A 16,888-nucleotide genomic window follows, 5' to 3' on the forward strand; every position below is an offset into this window, starting at 1 on the left:
GCGCCTGCCGCGGGGAAGTTCTTGGGGGTGGTGGCTATTTGGTTATGGGTACTGCGGTCGACGAGCCGCGACTCAGTGGTCGTCGGCGAGAGCGCCGGCGATGTAGCTCGCCGCGAGCAGGACGAAGACGAACGCCTGGAGGAACTGCACCAGGGCCTCGAAGAGGATCATCACGCCGGCCATGAGGAAGGTCGGCACCGACATCACCTTGAGGAGCGCACCGTCGGCCTCGAGCAGGAAGTACGCACCCGCGGTGACGAAGAGGTAGATGACCATGTGCCCGGCGAACATGTTGCCGAAGAGTCGCAGCGCGAGCGTCAGCGGCCGGGTGATGAAGTAGGTGACGAGCTCGAGCAGGAAGATCACCGGGGCGATCCAGCCCGGAAGGCCCGGGGGGACCATGTGCTTGAAGTAGCCGACGAAGCCCATCCGCTGGAAGCCGATCCAGTGGTAGACCACGTAGACGACGAGCGTCAGCGCGATCGGGAAGCCGATCTTGCCGTTCACCGGATTCATCGCGAGCGGGAAGATCCCCATGAGGTTGTAGAAGAGGATCATCGCGAAGAGGGTCACGAGGAGCGGCACGAAGCGGCGGAACTCCTTGGTGCCGATCATGTCGCGGGCCACCGAGTTGCGGGGGAAGTTGTAGAAGCCCTCGAAGAGCCACTGGCCCTTGCTGGGGACGACCGCGGCCTTGCGGCTCAGCGCGATCATCCCGAAGGAGAGCACAGCGGTGACGATCGCGGCCCAAGCCATCTGGTTGGTGACGGTGAGACCGCCGACCTCGAAGAGGGGCTGCCAGAAGATCTCCGGCGTGGGGGGCGCGTAGCCCTCGCCCTCGCCGGAGGCCATGGGCGCGAGCGCGGCGATGTGCGCGGGCGCAGTCAGGATCACGGGTTCTCCTCGTTGTGTGGCTTGGCTCCGGGCAGCGCGGTATCGCCGCCGCTCGTGGGTGCCTGAGACGTACCGTACCGGAGCCAGATGACGTAGAGCGACAGCCCCATCCCGACCACGGCACCGGCGGCGACGATCAACGTCGTCCCCAGCCAGCGGTCGAGCAGCCATCCGATCCCCCCGAAGAGCAGGGGTCCGGTGATGAGGTAGGCGAGGACGGTCGCGCCGAGCGCGTCCGCCTGGGCGGTGGGGCTCGGGCCCTCGGTCTCGGTGGACCAGCGGTGCGCGTCGGGCGCCACCCCTTCGCGCCGGGTGACGAGGCGCGGCTGCGGGGTGTCGGTCTTGCGGCGGCGGGGGCTCATCGCGCCCCTCCCGGGTAGATCTCGTGCCGCGCACGGGCGTACCCGGTGATCTGGCCCGCCTGGAGCACGACCGTCTGCAGGATCGCGGCGGCGGTGAAGGCTTCTCCGACGAGCCAGGGCTGCCCTCTCAGGGCGACGAGCACCACGACGAGCAGCATCAGCTGACCGACGTAGACGACGAGCGCGCCCGGGAGACTGAGGCGTGCGTCCCCTTCGACGATGACTCGCATCGCGACGAGGCCGACGAGCATGATCGCCGCTGCGGTCGCGGCTCCGGCGAGGGCGGACCAGCCGGCCCTCTCCCCCGCGGCGAGCCACCCGATGACCGGCGCGGCGACGCACCCGGCGACGCCTGCGAGCACGACGCCGCGAAGCATGCCCGTGATGGGCTCGCGGGTGGTGCGCGTGGCGGTCATGGCGTCCTTCGGCACGGGATCTGGTCGAGGCTCGAGCGGGCCCTCACGGCCCGTCGTCGGCGCTTGTGAAAGTTATCACAAGCGCCTCCGACCCCGCGACTCGAGCGCGACGAGCGGCCGCCGTCCCACCCCTTCGGGCGGTCGAGGCACGAAGCCCCCACCCCCAAGCCTCGACACCACGCCTCCCCCGAGAAGTTGGCACCAGCACCGGTTGCAGCACGAGCACCCGCCAACATCTCGAGCAGCGGGATGGTCTCGAGGCTCCTTCGTCGCACCTCGACCGCCAACGCCCTCTCGCTGGTCGAGGTGCGAAGGCCGCCAGGCCTGAGCCTCGAGACCACCCGCCCCGAGAAATTGGCACCAGCACCGGTTGCAGCACGAGCATCTGCCAACTTCCCGAGCACACGGGTCGTCTCGGGGCTCGCTGACGCTCGCACCTCGACCAACCAAGAACGGTTAGGCGTCGAGGCGGCGGCCCTGGCGGTCGAAGGTCTTGGGGCGGTGGCCGGGGCGGGAGAAGCGCGGGAGCCACACGGTGAGGACGACGGCGACGGCGAGCAGGGCGAGGACCCCGGCCGCCGCGAGCTCAGCGGGCTGGACGACGACGAAGCTCACCGAGCCGGCGGCGACGACGAAGGCCCACCACCACAGCAGGAGCACCGCGCGGCGGTGGCCGTGGCCGATCCGCAGCATGCGGTGGTGCAGGTGCTGGGCGTCGGGGTGGAAGGGGCTCTGCCCTCGTGCGGTGCGGCGCACGACGGCGAAGAGGACGTCGAGCAGCGGCAGCAGCATGATCGCGATCGGCACGAGCAGCGGCAGGATAGTCGCCGCGACCGGGTTGTCGCTCACCTGGCTCGGGTTGACCGCACCGGTCGTGCTGATCGTCGCGGCGGCGAGGAGCAGCCCGAGCAGGAGCGCCCCGCTGTCGCCCATGAAGAGCCGGGCGGGGAAGAAGTTGTGCGGCAGGAAGCCCAGGCAGCACCCGAGCATCGCGGCGGAGATGAAGGTCGCCGAGCTGAAGACGTTCGGCGGGTTGTACGAGGCCGAGATGAGATAGCTGTACACGAAGAACGACCCCGCGGCGATCGCGACCGTCCCCGCGGCGAGCCCGTCGAGCCCGTCGATGAAGTTCACCGCGTTCGTCGCGAGGACGACGACGAAGATCGTCAGGATGACGAGGATCGGCGCCGGCAGGACCGTGACGACCCCGAGCGGCAACGAGAAGAACTGCACGCCGGAGAAGGCCATGATCCCGGCGGCGACCAGCTGCCCACCCATCTTCGTCGCCGGGTCGAGGTCGCGGACGTCGTCGATCGCCCCGACGAGGCAGACGACCGCGCCCGCCCCCAGCACCCCGACGAGCTCGCGCGTCTCGAAGACCTGCGAGAGGAAGGGCAGACGCCATGCGAGCAGCGTCGCGGCGGCGTACCCCATGAGGATCGCCACTCCCCCGAGCCGAGGGATCGGCACGGTGTGCACGTCGCGGCTGCGGACCGGGGTGTACGCCCCGGTCCGCACCGCGATCGCCCGCATGGCGGGCACGCACAGGTAGGTCGTCGCCAGCGCCACGAGGACGACGAGCAGGTACTCACGCACGCGCCGCCTCCGTCGTCACTGGTGATGTGGTCAGCCGCGGGCCCGGTCGGGCCCGGCTCAGCGAGGGTAGGCGGGGAAGGCGGTGACGAGCTCGTCGACGCCCGCGCGCACCTGCTGGCTCACGGCGTGCTCCGGGTCGGCGTCGCCCTGGGTGACGGCGACGTGGATGAGCTCGGCGATGGTCGCCATCTCGGCCTCGCCCATGCCCTGCGTCGTGACGCACGGGGTGCCGACGCGCACGCCCGAGGCGATGCCCGGCTTCTGCGGGTCGTTGGGGATCGCGTTCTTGTTGAGCACGATCCCGGCCGCGTCGGCGCGCGCCTCGGCGTCCTTGCCCGTGACGCCGACGCCCTGGAGGTCGAGCAGCGCGAGGTGCGTGTCCGTGCCACCGGTCGTCGGCCGGATGCCGCGCTCGGCCAGACCGGCCGCGAGCGCCTGGGAGTTGGTGATGACGCGCCGGGTGTAGTCGGCGTACTCCGGGCTCGCGCACTCCTTGAAGTTCACGGCCTTGGCCGCGATCGTGTGCATCTGCGGCCCGCCCTGCATCATCGGGAAGATCGCCTTGTCGAGCGCGGCCGCGTGCTCGGCCTTGCAGACGAGGGCACCGGAGCGGGGGCCGCGCAGGACCTTGTGGGTCGTGAAGGTCACGACGTCGGCGAAGGGGACGGGGCTGGGGATCGCCTTGCCGGCCACGAGACCGATGAAGTGGGCCGCGTCGACCCAGAAGATCGCGCCGACCTCGTCGGCGATGGCGCGGATCCGCTCGAAGTCGATGAGACGCGGGATCGCCGAGCCGCCGGCGCAGATGACCTTGGGGCGGTGCTCCTTGGCCAGGCGCTCCATCTCGTCGTAGTCGACGTCCTCGGTCTCGGGGTGCACGCCGTAGTGGACGGCGTCGAACCACTTGCCGGAGAAGGAGACCTTCGTGCCGTGGGTGAGGTGGCCGCCGTGGGGCAGCGACATCGCGAGGATCTTCTCGCCCGGCTTGAGGAAGGCGCCGTAGACGGCCTGGTTCGCGCTGGCGCCGGAGTGCGCCTGGACGTTGGCATGGTCGGCGTCGAAGAGCGCCTTGCACCGGTCGATGGCGAGCTGCTCGGCCTTGTCGACCTCGCTGCAGCCGCCGTAGTAGCGCCGGCCGGGGTAGCCCTCGGCGTACTTGTTCGACAGCGTCGAGCCGAGCGCGGTGAGCACCTCGGGGCTCGAGAGGTTCTCGCTGGCGATGAGCTGCAGGCCCGAGCGGATCCGGCCGAGCTCGGAGAGGAGCACGTCGGCGATCTCGGGGTCGAAGGCGCGCAGGCCCCCGAAGTCGGAGCCGTAGAAGGTGTCGTCGGTCATCGCGTGGGTCCTTCGCTCTCTGCGGTGTCGCTGTCGATGTCGCTGGTGTCGAGATGGGTCGTGGAGGTGTCGTCCACGGAGGCGGACGGCGGGGGCGGCTCGGCCGGCTGGGCGTCGGCGAAGACCTGGCGCACCCGCGAGGCCGGCAGGGCCCCGCTGCGCAGGATGACCGGCTCGTCGCCGGTGCAGTCGACGATGGTCGACGGCTCGCCGCTGGGACGGGGCCCGCCGTCGAGGTAGACGGCGACCGACGCACCGAGCTGCGAGGCGGCCTCGACCGCGGTGCGGGCCGGCGGCTCGCCGGTGCGGTTCGCGCTCGTCACGGCCATCGGTCCGACCTCGGCGAGGACGGCGAGCGCCAGCTCGTCGTCGGGCATGCGCAGGGCCACGGTGCCGCGGGTCTCTCCGAGGTCCCAGTGCAGGGAGGGCTGGGCGTGCACGACGACGGTGAGCGGCCCGGGCCACTCGGCCTCGACGAGGTCGCGCACCCAGGCCGGCACGTCGCGGGCCAGGCCGTCGAGGGTGCGCTGGTCGGGCACGAGGACCGGGGGCGGCATGTCACGACCGCGACCCTTGGCGTCGAGGACGGCCTGGACCGCCTCCGCCGAGAAGGCGTCGCAGCCGATGCCGTAGACGGTGTCGGTGGGGATGACGACGACCTCTCCGGCGCGCACCGCGTCAGCGGTCGTCGTGATGGCGTCCTCGCGGCTGTCCGGCGAGGTGGCGTCGACGACGGGGCTCATGGGGCACACCCTATGGGGCGTGGCTCAGATGCCCCCTCCCCCCTTCGCCCCACGGACGCGGCTGACCCTCTAGGTTCGGGCCACGTGACGCCCCCGTCACCCATCGAGAGGAGATCTTCATGCGTGGTTCCGGGACCATCTGGACCATCGTCGGCGTGCTCGCGATCATCGCGCTGCTCATCTGGATCCTCGCTCGCGTCTGACGCGACGGCGACGCACGAGGCCCCGCCGAACTCCCTGCCGGCGGGGCCTCGTTGCGTCTGCGGGCAGGTCAGGGCAGGCGGCGGGCCCGCGTCATCCGGGGCCGACCGGTGAGGTCCTCGACGTCGTCGACCGCTGACCACAGCCCGGTCGCCGCGATCGCGCGCGGCAGGCTCTCGCCCTGGGTGTCGGCGTGCTCCATGACGAGCAGCCCGCCGGGTCGCAGCAGCACGGCCGCGCTCGCGGCAACGGCGACCGGCACGGCGAGCCCGTCGGCGCTGCGCCCGTAGAGCGCGATGCCCGGGTCGTGCTCGGCGACCTCCGGGTCGACCGGCACTGCACCGTCGGGGATGTACGGCGGGTTGCTCACGACGACGTCGACAGCGCCCACGAGGTCGGCGACCTCGTCGATCGACCGCGGGTCGGCGGACGCGTCGCCCTCGACGACGCGCACCGGGAGCCCGGTGCGCTCGACGTTGTGCCGCGCCCACGCGACGGCCTCGGGGCTCAGCTCCACCGCGACGACCTCCGCCCCCGGGGCCTCGTCGGCCACGGCGAGCGCGAGCGCCCCCGACCCGGTGCACAGGTCGACGACGACGGGGGCGGCTCCCCCTTCGCCCTCCCGGCGGGAGAGCTCGGCGAGGACGAGGTCGACGGCGAGCTCGGTCTCGGGCCGGGGCACGAAGACCCCGGGGCCGACCGCGAGCTCGAGGTGACGGAAGGGCGCGACCCCCGTGAGGTGCTGCAGCGGCACCCGGCGGGCGCGCTCGGCGACGAGCCCCGCGAGACGCTCGCCCGCGGAGGCGTCGAGGTCGGAGCCCAGGAACAGCCGGCGCTCGACCTCGCCGCGCCCCACGTCGAGGACGTGGGCGAGGAGCAGGACCGCGTCGGTGCGGGCGGAGGAGATGCCCGCCGCGGCGAGCTCGGCCTCGGCCGCGCGCACGACGTCGCGCAGCGGACGGCTCATCCGTCGAGGGCGGCGAGCTGGGCGGCCTCGTCGGCCGCGACCGCGGAGTCGACGACGGCGTCGAGGTCGCCGTCGAGGACGCTGTCGAGGTTGTGCGCCTTGAAGCCGGTGCGGTGGTCGGAGATCCGGTTCTCCGGGAAGTTGTAGGTGCGGATCCGCTCGGAGCGGTCCACGGTGCGCACCTGGCTGCGCCGGGCGTCGGCCGCCTCGGCCGCGGCCTCGTCGACCGCCAGCTGGTGCAGGCGGGCGCGCAGCACGCGCATCGCCGACTCCTTGTTCTGCAGCTGCGACTTCTCGTTCTGGCACGAGACGACCAGGCCGGTGGGCAGGTGGGTGATCCGCACGGCGGAGTCGGTCGTGTTGACGCTCTGGCCACCGGGGCCGCTCGAGCGGTACACGTCGATCTTGAGGTCGTTCGCCGCGATGTCGACCGTCACGACGTCGCCGACGTCGGGCATGACCCACACACCGGCGGCGGAGGTGTGGATACGCCCCTGGCTCTCGGTGACGGGGACGCGCTGGACGCGGTGGACTCCCCCTTCGTACTTGAGGCGGGCCCACGGGGCCTCCCCCGGCGCCGGGGTGCCGCGCGAGCTGATCGCGACCTGCACGTCCTTGTAGCCGCCGAGGTCGGACTCGGTGGAGTCGAGGATCTCGGTGCGCCAGCCGTGCTTCTCCGCGTGGCGGAGGTACATCCGCAGGAGGTCACCGGCGAAGAGGGCCGACTCGGCTCCGCCTTCGCCCGCCTTGACCTCGAGGATGACATCGCGGTCGTCGTCGGGGTCGCGCGGGATGAGCAGCCGGCGCAGCCGGTCCTCGGCCTGCTCGAGCCGCTCGGCGAGCGCGGGGAGCTCCTCGGCGAAGGAGGGCTCCTCCTGCGCGAGCTCACGGGCGGCCTCGAGGTCCTCGCCCGCGCCGACCCACTCGGCGTGCGCGGCGACGACCGGGCCGAGCCGGGCGTAGCGCGAGTTGACCTCGCGCAGCCGCTCGGGGTCGCCGACGACCTCCGGGTCGCCGAGCTGGGCCTCGAGGGCCGCGTGCTCGTCGACGAGGCTCTGCCCAGAGGACGACGGGTCGAGCACGGCAGGGACCTCCGGGAGGTGGACGACAGGGGTGCGGAGACGACGACGCGCCGGCCAGCGTGATCGCTGACCGGCGCGTCGGAGGCGTTACTTCGCGGCGGTCTGGCCGTAACGCTTCTGGAAGCGGGCGACGCGGCCGCCGGAGTCCATGAGCTTCTGCTTGCCCGTGTAGAACGGGTGGCAGGCGCTGCAGACCTCGACGCGGATGCGGCCGCCGTCGGCGGTGCTGCGCGTCGTGAACTCGTTGCCGCAGGTGCAGGAGACCGTGGTCTCCGCGTAGCTGGGGTGGATGTCCTTCTTCACGTGATCTCCTTGGATCTCATCCGGGTCGGCGGGCCCACCGCATCTGGGATGCGTGCGGTGCAGGTCCTGCGCTCGAGGCGCCAGCCGTGAACCGGTCCAACGGGTGATTCTGCCAGAGGATCTGACGTGGTCCATAACCGCGCCCGCCCGCGCGGCATTCCCCGACCGCCCCGACGGCCGCTCGGACGGGTGCGGCATCATGCGGGCATGGCTCGACGACCGCTGCGCCGTGACCGCCGACCCGCCCTCGAGGAGCGCCCCGGGCCGGTGGAGGGCTCGGTCGTGCGGGCCGCGACCGCCGCCGACATCGGCTCGGTCATCGAGCTGCGCATCCTCATGTTCGAGGCCATGGGCACCCCGGACGAGGACCTCTACGACCCCCGGTGGCGCGCCGACGCCGCCCGGTGGCTCCAGCTGCACCTCGACGACGCCGGGCTCGCCGTCGTCGTCGCCGACGTCGGGGGCGCCGTCGTCTCGTGCGCCATGGGCCAGGTCGTCGACCTCATGCCCTCCCCCACGCGCCCCGGTGACGTCGGCGGGCTGCTGACGAACGTCGCGACCTTCCCGAGCCACCGTCGCCGCGGGCTCTCGCAGGCCTGCGTCGAAGGGGTCCTCGACTGGTTCACGCAGTCCACCCGGGTCGACGTCGTCACGCTCAACGCGACGGCCGAGGGCGCCCCGATGTACGAGGCCCTGGGCTTCACGCCGTCGCAGTTCCCGGAGATGCGGGCTCGGCTGACGCGTGAGCCGACCCCGCCCGAGGCAGGGTGACCGTCACCGTCGTGCCGACGCCGACGCTCGACGCGAGCTCGACACCGCCGCCGTGCATGCGGGCGATGGTCTCGACGATGACGAGACCCAGCCCGGTGCCCTGCACCTGCTGCTCGCGGGCGTTGCTCGCCCGGTAGAAGCGCTGGAAGAGGTGGGCCTGGTCCTCGTCGGGGATGCCCATGCCGGTGTCGCGGCAGATGACGCGCACCCACGCGTCGTCGGCCTCGATGCGCAGCTCGACCCGGCCGCCGCGCGGGGTGAACTTCACGCCGTTGCTCGTGAGGTTGCCGATGGCCCGCTCCACCTGGTCGCGCTCGACCTCGACCGGCTGCGAGTGGGTGCCGGTGCTCACGACGAGCTCGACGCCCGCCGCGTCGGCGACGGGCTTCATCGACTCGCCGACGGAGGTGACGAGCAGACGCATGTCGAGGACCCGGCGCTCGGCACCGGCGGCGCCGCTGTCGAGACGGTTGAGCAGGAGCAGCTCGTCGATGAGCAGGCGCAGCCGCGAGACGTTGCGCGAGATGACCTCGAGCGCGTGGGCCTGACGGGGCTGCAGCGGCCCGAAGTCGCCGTCCTCGATGAGCTCGAGGTAGCCGGCGATCGAGGTGAGCGGTGTGCGCAGCTCGTGGCTCGTCGTCGCGACGAAGTCGGACTTCTGCGCGTCGAGCGCGGAGAGCTCGGCGACGACGCGTCGCTCGGCGAGCGCATGCCCGGCGTACTCGGCGACGCGTCGGATGGCCTGCTCCTCCGCGGCCTCCCAGTGGTGCTCGCGCATCGCGGCGATCGACAGGATGCCGACGACCTCGCCGGAGACGACGAGCGGGTGCAGCGCCCAGGCCCGCACCCCGTGGAGGTCGGCGGTGCCGGCGAGCCGGTCGGGGAAGAGGGCGAAGATCTCGTCCGGCGTGTGGCCGAAGAGGGCGGGGACGTCCGCGAGCATCTCGCGCAGCGACGGCACGGAGATGTCGACGAGCAGCGGGGTGAAGTCGGCCGACGGCGAGCGGTAGCTGCCGGCGGTGACGATCTCGTCGCCCTCGATCTCGTAGATCGTCGTCGCGTCGACGCCGAGCCGCGCCGAGAGCTCGCGGCAGGCGTCGTCCCACGTGCCGTCGGCCTCGTCGTCGCGCCGGGAGAGCTGCCCGACGACCCGGCTGGTGAGCCGGTAGAGGTCGAGCTGTCGCTCGCGCTCGCGGCGCATCGAGTCGTTGACCTCGGCGAGGGAGTTGAAGGCGGTCGCGACGGCCCGGACCTCCTGGGCGCCGCGGGTCGTGTCGGCGCGGGCGGCGACGGCGCCGGCCTCGTGGTTGACGACGGTGCTGTACAGGGAGCGAAGGGGGGAGATGAGGTAGCGCCGCACCTTCCAGCTCTGGCGCAGGGTCGCGCTGAGCGCGACGAGGCTGGCGAGGATGATCGCGACGAGCGAGATGCTCATGGCCGCGCGGTAGCGGTCGCGACGCCCCTCGCGGGCCGCGCTCACCTCCTCGACGAGGTCGTCGTGGGCGACCTCGACGCGGTCGAAGGTGGCCGCCGTGCTCGAGATGTCGCCCTCGCGGCCGTCGGCGACACGCGTCACCTGCACGTCGACAGCGGCGAACCACCGGTCCCCCGCGTCGACGAGCTCGTCCATCGCCTCGGCCCCGACCTGGCCACCGGCGAGCTCGCGGAACTCCGCGGTCTCCCGGCGGAACTCCTCGCGGTCGGCGCGGTAGCGCTCGAGATACATCCGGTCCTTCGTCAGCAGGTAGCCGCGGTACTCCGACTGGGCGTCGGTGATCGCGACGCGCATCCGGCTCGAGCCGTCGATGAGCGGGGTGAAGCGGGTGGCCGTCGTCGTCACCTCGTGCCGGATGTAGACGACCGCACCGGCCGACAGCGCCGAGATCGCGAGGATGACGCACGACAGGAGCAGCACGAGGCGCTCGAGGACCCGCGCGACGGTGTGCTGGGGGCTCATCAGCCCTTGCCCTCACCGGTGTCGAAGCCGGTGCGGGTCATCGTGCCCCACACCTGCTTGCGACCGGTGAGGCTCTGCACCCAGCCCTCGATGCGCCACACGGCCGTGGCCTGCCGGTACCCGACGTTCTCGACGACCGCGGCCGCGAGCGTGCTCGCGAGGTCGCGCCAGCGCGGGTACTTGTGGAAGCTCAGCTCCTCGACGGTCATCGCGGCGAGTGTGACGAGCGCGGCGTAGACGTACGCGACGGCCATGAAGAGCAGGAAGTACGAGACGTCGATGACCCCGAGCAGCGTGCCGAGGACGACGAGGACGAGCCCGAAGAGCTCGAGCGCGGGGGCGATGAGCTCGAAGAGCCAGTAGTACGGCAGGGCGATCATGCCGACCCGGCCGTAGCGCGGGTTGAAGAGCATGCCGCGGTAGGCCCACAGCGTCTCCCACAGCCCACGGTGCCAGCGGGCGCGCTGCTTGCGCAGGACCTTGGCCGACTCGGGGACCTCGGTCCAGCAGATCGGCTCGTTGATGAACTGCACGCGGTAGTCGCGCTTCTGCCGGCGCAGGTGCTTGTGCACGCGCAGCACGAGCTCGAAGTCCTCGCCGATGCTGCTCGGGTCGAGCCCGCCGACCTCGACGAGCACGTCGCGGCGGAAGATGCCGAAGGCCCCGCTGATGAGGATGAGCGACTTCAGGCGGGACCAGCCGGAGCGGCCGAGGTGGAAGGCGCGCAGGTACTCGACGACCTGGATCCGGGCCAACCAGTTCTTCGGCATCCGCACCTCGGTGACACGACCTCCTCGCACGAGGCAGCCGTTGACCGCGCGGATGACGCCGCCCGCGGCGACCATGCGCACCGGGTCGTCGGCGAAGGGCTTGACGACCGACAGCAGCGCGTCGGGGTCGAGGATCGAGTCCGAGTCGACGAAGACGACGAGGTCTTGCGAGGCGTAGTTGATGCCGACGTTCATCGAGTCTGAGCGACCGGAGTTGGCCTTGCGGACGACGGTCAGGCGGGTCCGGCCGTTGCGCGGCACGTGCACCGAGGTCGGCTGCTCGCGCACGGTGATGTCGCCGGGCATGCGCCGCGGGATCTCGACGAGATCGAACGTCTCGCGCAGCACCTCGAAGCCGCCGTCGGTGCTGCCGTCGTCGACGACGATGACCTCGTGGCGCGGGTAGTGCAGCGCGAGCATCGACTGCACCGCGAGCCGGATGCCCACCTCCTCGTTGTGCATCGCGGCGACGACGGAGACACCGGGCACGAGGCCGGAGCCGACGAGCTCCTCGCGGCCCGCGTACGGCAGCTGGCGCATCGAGCGACGGAACTCCAGGCTCGACATGACGACGAGCACGAGATAGCTCGTGTTGATGACGAGGAAGTAGACGAGGACCGGCAGCGCGATGACGGAGAAGATCGTCTCGACGACCGGGCGAAGGGGTTCGAGCCAGTCCATCAGCGACCACCGGCCCCGGAGCCGGCGCGCAGCTCGAGCAGGGCCCTGCCGTAGCTCGTCGCGGCGCGGGTGACGTCGTCCTCGGGCGAGGTGCGCTCGGCGACCTCGTGGAGGGCGGCGATCCCGGGGCTGTCGAGGTCGACGAGGGACTGCGCGGCGAGCTCGCCGACACGGGCGTCCTCGTCGGAGAGCAGGTCCGCGAGCGCGGCCACGGAGGCGCGCCCGCCGAGCTCGGAGAGGGCGCGGACGGCGGAGAGCCGCACCGTCTGGTGGTGGCCGGGGGCGGCGAGGTCGACGAGCGACGGGATGTCGTCGGGTCGGCCCACGCGGCCCAGGGCCTCGGCGACGGCGGCGAGCACGGTCTGGTCCTCCTCGATGGCGAGCAGCGAGCGGAGGGACTCGCGCTGCGAGACGTGCTGGGCGACGCCGATCGCGCGCGCGGCGACGGCGCGGGTCGTCGGGTCGTCGCTGAGCAGCGCGGCGCCGACGGTGTCGGCGGTGCCCGGGCCGAGCTGGGCGAGGGCCTCGGTGACGACCCAGGCGGGCAGCGCGCCGCGGCCGCGGCGGGCGGGCTTGACCGAGCGCAGCAGCGGGCCGGCGGCGACGTCCTCGCGCAGCATGCCGAGCGCGCGGGCGGCGGTCACGGCCGCGCCGCGGTCGCTGTCCTGGAGCAGGGGCGCGACGGAGCGGGCCTCCCCCTCGACGCGCATGAGCCCGATCGCCCACGCGGAGCGGGCACGGCGTGTGCCGGAGGACGAGGCGAGACCGTCGCGCGCCCGGCGCACGACGCCGTGGCGCTGGAGCAGGCCGACGAGCTGCTGGGCCGGTGCACCCCGGACCTTCGACAGGAGGGAGACGAGATACCCGTCGACCGCCTCGAGACCGCTGAGCGGCACGGACAGCAGGCGCTGCACGGAGCTGCCGTCCTCGTCGTCGCCGGAGGCGATGGTGAGCACGTCGCGACGGATGGGGTCGATCTGGCGGCGGTCGCGCGCCGCCTTGCGGCGGCGCTGGATCCGGGCGAGGACGATCGTCGCGGCGAGCAGCACGGCCGTGACGGCCATGATCCAGAGCGACAGCCGCAGCACCCAGGCGCTGACGACGAAGTCGGGCATGTCAGCCGCGGGCGAGCAGCGAGCTCACCCGGTGGACGAGCTCGCGAGGGCTGAACGGCTTCGTGAGGTAGTCGTCCGCCCCTGAGCTGAAGCCCGCGTCGACGTCGACGTCGCGCGACCGGGCGGTGAGGAGGATGACCTTCGTCTCGGCCAGGCTGTCATCGGCGCGGATCTCGCGCAGCACGTCCAGACCCGACATGCCCGGCATCATGACGTCGAGGACGGCCAGGGTCGGGCGCACCTCGCGCACGCGGTCCCAGGCGGAGTCGCCGTCAGCCACGGAGATCACCTCGTAGCCGGCGTTCTCGAGCTTGAAGGCGACGAGGTCTCGGATGTCGTCGTCGTCGTCGGCGACGACGACCGTCTGCTCCGCCATGCGCTGAGCTCCCCAGATCTGGTGTGGCGTGGGCTGTGGATGCGGCGATCGTACCTGCCGAACCGTGCGCCCTCGACCGGACGCCCGTGGCGCGTCGGGACGCGAAGGGGGGACCGCCACCTCGTGGTGACGGTCCCCCCTTCGTCCGGCGAGACCCGGATCGGGTCGGCCCGGTCAGGCCATCTCGTCGTCGTCCATCTTGATCGAGCTGTTCTGCGAGACCTGGACGAGGAACTCGTAGTTCGTCTTGGTCTTCTTCAGCCGGTCGATGAGGAGCTCGACACCCTGCTGCTGGTCGAGGGCCGCGAGGACGCGACGCAGCTTCCACATGATCTTCAGCTCCTCGGGGGCGAGGAGGATCTCCTCGCGCCGCGTGCCCGAGGCGTTGATGTCGACGGCGGGGAAGATGCGGCGGTTGGCAAGCCCACGGTCGAGCTTGAGCTCCATGTTGCCGGTGCCCTTGAACTCCTCGAAGATCACCTCGTCCATGCGCGAGCCGGTCTCGACGAGCGCCGTCGCGAGGATGGTCAGCGAGCCGCCGTCCTCGATGTTGCGCGCGGCGCCGAAGAACTTCTTCGGCGGGTAGAGCGCGGCCGAGTCGACACCACCGGAGAGGATGCGCCCGCTCGCGGGGGCCGCGAGGTTGTAGGCGCGACCGAGCTTGGTGATCGAGTCGAGCAGCACGACGACGTCGTGGCCCATCTCGACGAGGCGCTTGGCCCGCTCGATGGCCAGCTCGGCGACCGTCGTGTGGTCGTCGGCCGGGCGGTCGAAGGTCGAGGAGATGACCTCGCCCTTGACGGCCCGCTGCATGTCGGTGACCTCCTCGGGACGCTCGTCGACGAGGACGACCATGAGGTGGCACTCGGGGTTGTTCGTCGTGATCGCGTTGGCGATGGACTGCATGACCATCGTCTTGCCGGCCTTCGCCGGGGCGACGATGAGCCCGCGCTGGCCCTTGCCGATCGGGGCGACGAGGTCGATCATCCGCGTCGTGAGGACGTTGTGCTCGGTCTCGAGGCGCAGGCGCTCCTGCGGGTAGAGCGGGGTGAGCTTGCCGAACTCCGGACGACGGCGGGCGTCGTCGGGCGTCATGCCGTTGACGGTGTCGAGGCTGACGAGCGGGTTGTACTTCTGGCGGTTGTTCTTGCCGCCGACCGTGTGCATGCCCTCGCCGTCGGTGCTCGTGCGGACCTTGCCGGTCACGGCGTCGCCCTTGCGCAGGCCGTGGCGCTTGACCATGCCGAGCGGGACGTAGACGTCGTTGCTGCCGGGCAGGTAGCCGCTCGTGCGCACGAAGGCGTAGTTGTCGAGGACGTCGAGGATGCCGGCCGCCGGGACGAGCACGTCGTCGTCGTGGACCTGCACCTCCTCCTGGTCCTGACCGCCACCGGCACCGCCGCGGCGCTTGTCACGACCGCGGTTGCGACCGCGGTTGCGACGGCGGCGGCCGCCCTCGTCGTCGTCGTCACGGGGGCCGTTGTTGCCCTGCTGACGGTCGCGGTTGCCCTGCGCGCCGCCCTGGTCGCGGCTGCCCTGGCGGTCGTCACGACGCTCGTCACGACGCTCGCCGCGGGAGTCGTTGCCGCCCTGCTGACGCTCGCCCCGGGAGTCGTTGCCCTGGCGGTCGCCCTGCTGACGGTCGCCCTGCTGGCGGTCACGGCGGTGCTCGCGCTGCTCGCCCTGCTGGCTGTCGTCGCGACGGCTCTCGCGTTGCTCGCGGCCGCCACGGGAGTCCTCGCCCTGCGCACGCTCGCGGGTCTGCTCCTCGCGGGCCGGCTGCTCGTCGCGGGTCTGGGGGGCGCTGTCGACGCCCTGGCCGGAGCCCTCGGGACGCTCGGCGCGGCGGCGACGCGGCTCGGCGCGCTCCCCCTTCGCCTCGGCGGTGGTCTCGCCCTGCTCGGCCGCGGGGGCCTGGGGGGCCGAGCCGGAGCCGGACTGCTTGGTCTTGATGGCCGCGACGAGGTCGCTCTTGCGCATCTTGGCGGTGCCGGTGATGCCCATGCTGCTCGCGAGCTGCTGGAGCTGGGCCAGGCGCATCGCGCTCAGGGCGCCGGATCGGCGCGGGGGCTGCTCGGCGGTGGCGCCGGGCTCGCCGGTGATGGTGTCGGTCACGAAGGATCCTTTCCCCTCGCTCGTGCCTGCTCAGGGGCAGGCCAGGTGCGCCCCGTCAAGTGCGGGGTCTCAAGGAGTGCCACCGCTGCGCGCCCGAGGACCGGGCGAACCTGCTGGTGGTGAGAAGCTCCGCCCAGCTCAGCGCACGGGAGGCGCCGGGGCTCGTGGAACTGGCTTCAATGTATCACCGTGACGACGGCGCACCCGTCATCCGGCACATCTGGGGACAGCACGCGCCAGCCGGGCGTGCTCTGCGCGACGACGCGGGCCTGCTCGACCCGGGTGCTCGTCGTGAGCACGAGGACCGACGGGCCGGCCCCGGAGATGACGCCGGCGTGGCCGTGCGCGCGCAGCTCGTCGACGAGCGACATGGCCGCGGGATAGCTCGCGCGGCGGTGCTCCTGGTGGAGCACGTCGACCGTGCCCGCCATGAGCGCGGACGGGTCGTTGGTCAGCGCGTGGACGAGCAGGGCGCCGCGGGCGGTGCTCTGCGCGGCGGTCGACAGCGAGACCGACTCGGGCAGCACGCTGCGCGCGAGCGCCGTGCTCAGCCGGGTGCTCGGCACGCACACGAGGACGGCGACGTCGGCGTGCAGGGGCAGCCGCGTCGTCCCGGTGATCGGCCCGGCGTCACCGGGCGTCATCACCGACACCGTCGCTCCCCCGTAGACGCTTGCGGAGGCGTTGTCGGGGTGGCCCTCGAGGGCGCTCGCGACCTGGTTGACGACGTCGAGCAGCCGCGCGCGGACGTCGGGGTCCGTCGCGTCGTCGAAGGGGGTGGCCTGCGGGCAGCACAGGGCGGCGGCCGCGAGGGCGCCGGTGACGATGGCCGTGGCGGAGGAGCCCAGCCCGCGGCTGTGCGGCACGGCGTTGGTGCAGCGCAGGTGCAGGCCGGCCGGGGTCGGCAGACCGATGTGAGCGGTCGTCGTGGCGAGGCTGCGCACGACGAGGTGCGACGCGTCGAGGGGGACGGCCCCCTCCCCTTCGCCGCTCACCTCGACGACGACGCCGGGCTGCTCGGTGACGGTGACCGTGCACTCGTCCCAGACGCCGAGCGCGATGCCGACGCTGTCGAAGCCCGGGCCGAGGTTGGCGCTCGAGGCGGGCACGCGGACGGTGACGCTCGCGCCCACCCGCGGCTCGCGCCACGCGCCGGCGGCGACGTCGGCGGCGCTCGTCCCCACGGTGCTCATCGCGGGGGTGC

General features: G+C 72.2%; 16 protein-coding genes. 1 reads left to right on the forward strand and 15 read right to left on the reverse strand.

Features of this window, described 5'->3' with window-relative positions; genetic code table 11:
• Window positions 1-72: 72 nt before the first annotated feature.
• The 9 genes from atpB to rpmE all read right to left on the reverse strand — a co-directional run bounded on the left by atpB (window position 73) and on the right by rpmE (window position 7,899).
• Window positions 73-894: a F0F1 ATP synthase subunit A gene (atpB, locus tag LIV55_RS04280; RefSeq protein WP_191681590.1), complete on the reverse strand. Its 822-nt coding sequence runs from the start codon at window positions 892-894 to the stop codon at window positions 73-75.
• Window positions 891-1,256, reverse strand: a complete 366-nt coding sequence (locus LIV55_RS04285; protein WP_229299275.1) for an AtpZ/AtpI family protein — start codon at window positions 1,254-1,256, stop codon at window positions 891-893. The genes atpB and LIV55_RS04285 overlap by 4 nt, the downstream gene beginning before the upstream one ends.
• Window positions 1,253-1,672, reverse strand: a complete 420-nt coding sequence (locus tag LIV55_RS04290) for a hypothetical protein (protein WP_229299276.1) — start codon at window positions 1,670-1,672, stop codon at window positions 1,253-1,255. The genes LIV55_RS04285 and LIV55_RS04290 overlap by 4 nt, the downstream gene beginning before the upstream one ends.
• Window positions 1,673-2,128: 456 nt before the next feature.
• Window positions 2,129-3,268 (reverse strand): MraY family glycosyltransferase, encoded by a 1,140-nt coding sequence (locus tag LIV55_RS04295; protein ID WP_229299277.1) that lies wholly within the window; start codon window positions 3,266-3,268, stop codon window positions 2,129-2,131.
• A 57-nt stretch (window positions 3,269-3,325) separates the two neighbouring features.
• Entirely contained in the window at window positions 3,326-4,603 is a 1,278-nt protein-coding gene (gene glyA, locus LIV55_RS04300; protein WP_068277860.1) for a serine hydroxymethyltransferase, read from the reverse strand.
• Window positions 4,600-5,346, reverse strand: a complete 747-nt coding sequence (locus tag LIV55_RS04305; protein WP_123092050.1) for an L-threonylcarbamoyladenylate synthase — start codon at window positions 5,344-5,346, stop codon at window positions 4,600-4,602. Before LIV55_RS04305 ends, glyA begins: the two co-directional genes overlap by 4 nt.
• 271 nt (window positions 5,347-5,617) lie before the next feature.
• Complete coding sequence (gene prmC / locus LIV55_RS04310) at window positions 5,618-6,514, reverse strand: peptide chain release factor N(5)-glutamine methyltransferase (protein WP_229299278.1); 897 nt, start codon at window positions 6,512-6,514, stop codon at window positions 5,618-5,620.
• Entirely contained in the window at window positions 6,511-7,596 is a 1,086-nt protein-coding gene (prfA, locus tag LIV55_RS04315) for a peptide chain release factor 1 (protein ID WP_229299279.1), read from the reverse strand. Before prfA ends, prmC begins: the two co-directional genes overlap by 4 nt.
• A gap of 87 nt (window positions 7,597-7,683) precedes the next feature.
• The gene (gene rpmE, locus LIV55_RS04320; protein ID WP_068277874.1) at window positions 7,684-7,899 is read right to left on the reverse strand and encodes a 50S ribosomal protein L31; all 216 of its coding nucleotides are present in this window, start codon (window positions 7,897-7,899) and stop codon (window positions 7,684-7,686) included.
• A gap of 207 nt (window positions 7,900-8,106) precedes the next feature.
• On the opposite strand from rpmE, the gene LIV55_RS04325 reads away from it, so the two are divergent.
• Window positions 8,107-8,670 carry a GNAT family N-acetyltransferase gene (locus LIV55_RS04325; protein ID WP_229299280.1) on the forward strand — a complete coding sequence of 188 codons (564 nt, stop codon included), beginning with the start codon at window positions 8,107-8,109 and terminating at the stop codon, window positions 8,668-8,670.
• Here the strand turns inward: LIV55_RS04325 and LIV55_RS04330 are convergent.
• From LIV55_RS04330 to thrB, 6 genes are all read right to left on the reverse strand, one after another.
• Window positions 8,600-10,627, reverse strand: coding sequence for a sensor histidine kinase (locus tag LIV55_RS04330; RefSeq protein WP_229299281.1), 2,028 nt, complete (start codon window positions 10,625-10,627; stop codon window positions 8,600-8,602). The two genes, LIV55_RS04325 and LIV55_RS04330, sit on opposite strands and share 71 nt — an antisense overlap.
• Window positions 10,627-12,078: a glycosyltransferase family 2 protein gene (locus LIV55_RS04335; protein WP_123092055.1), complete on the reverse strand. Its 1,452-nt coding sequence runs from the start codon at window positions 12,076-12,078 to the stop codon at window positions 10,627-10,629. Before LIV55_RS04335 ends, LIV55_RS04330 begins: the two co-directional genes overlap by 1 nt.
• Window positions 12,078-13,193 (reverse strand): HEAT repeat domain-containing protein, encoded by a 1,116-nt coding sequence (locus LIV55_RS04340; protein WP_123092056.1) that lies wholly within the window; start codon window positions 13,191-13,193, stop codon window positions 12,078-12,080. The genes LIV55_RS04335 and LIV55_RS04340 overlap by 1 nt, the downstream gene beginning before the upstream one ends.
• 1 nt (window position 13,194) lies before the next feature.
• Window positions 13,195-13,569, reverse strand: a complete 375-nt coding sequence (locus LIV55_RS04345; protein WP_123092057.1) for a response regulator transcription factor — start codon at window positions 13,567-13,569, stop codon at window positions 13,195-13,197.
• A 174-nt stretch (window positions 13,570-13,743) separates the two neighbouring features.
• Window positions 13,744-15,609: a transcription termination factor Rho gene (gene rho, locus LIV55_RS04350; protein ID WP_229299585.1), complete on the reverse strand. Its 1,866-nt coding sequence runs from the start codon at window positions 15,607-15,609 to the stop codon at window positions 13,744-13,746.
• Between the two features lie 251 nt (window positions 15,610-15,860).
• Window positions 15,861-16,877: a homoserine kinase gene (thrB, locus tag LIV55_RS04355; protein ID WP_229299282.1), complete on the reverse strand. Its 1,017-nt coding sequence runs from the start codon at window positions 16,875-16,877 to the stop codon at window positions 15,861-15,863.
• Window positions 16,878-16,888 lie beyond the last annotated feature (11 nt).

Source organism: Janibacter melonis (genome assembly GCF_020567375.1).
GTDB classification, from domain to species: domain Bacteria; phylum Actinomycetota; class Actinomycetes; order Actinomycetales; family Dermatophilaceae; genus Marihabitans; species Marihabitans melonis.

Excerpts from the sequence above, each read along its gene's own strand:
- LIV55_RS04285 (WP_229299275.1), bottom strand. The coding sequence starts at position 1,256 with ATGAGCCCCCGCCGCCGCAAGACCGACACCCCGCAGCCGCGCCTCGTC.
- LIV55_RS04325 (WP_229299280.1), top strand. The coding sequence starts at position 8,107 with ATGGCTCGACGACCGCTGCGCCGTGACCGCCGACCCGCCCTCGAGGAG.
- thrB (WP_229299282.1), bottom strand. The coding sequence starts at position 16,877 with ATGAGCACCGTGGGGACGAGCGCCGCCGACGTCGCCGCCGGCGCGTGG.
- glyA (WP_068277860.1), bottom strand. The coding sequence starts at position 4,603 with ATGACCGACGACACCTTCTACGGCTCCGACTTCGGGGGCCTGCGCGCC.
- prmC (WP_229299278.1), bottom strand. The coding sequence starts at position 6,514 with ATGAGCCGTCCGCTGCGCGACGTCGTGCGCGCGGCCGAGGCCGAGCTC.
- LIV55_RS04340 (WP_123092056.1), bottom strand. The coding sequence starts at position 13,193 with ATGCCCGACTTCGTCGTCAGCGCCTGGGTGCTGCGGCTGTCGCTCTGG.
- LIV55_RS04305 (WP_123092050.1), bottom strand. The coding sequence starts at position 5,346 with ATGAGCCCCGTCGTCGACGCCACCTCGCCGGACAGCCGCGAGGACGCC.
- LIV55_RS04330 (WP_229299281.1), bottom strand. The coding sequence starts at position 10,627 with ATGAGCCCCCAGCACACCGTCGCGCGGGTCCTCGAGCGCCTCGTGCTG.
- rho (WP_229299585.1), bottom strand. The coding sequence starts at position 15,609 with ATGCGCCTGGCCCAGCTCCAGCAGCTCGCGAGCAGCATGGGCATCACC.
- LIV55_RS04335 (WP_123092055.1), bottom strand. The coding sequence starts at position 12,078 with ATGGACTGGCTCGAACCCCTTCGCCCGGTCGTCGAGACGATCTTCTCC.
- LIV55_RS04290 (WP_229299276.1), bottom strand. The coding sequence starts at position 1,672 with ATGACCGCCACGCGCACCACCCGCGAGCCCATCACGGGCATGCTTCGC.
- LIV55_RS04345 (WP_123092057.1), bottom strand. The coding sequence starts at position 13,569 with ATGGCGGAGCAGACGGTCGTCGTCGCCGACGACGACGACGACATCCGA.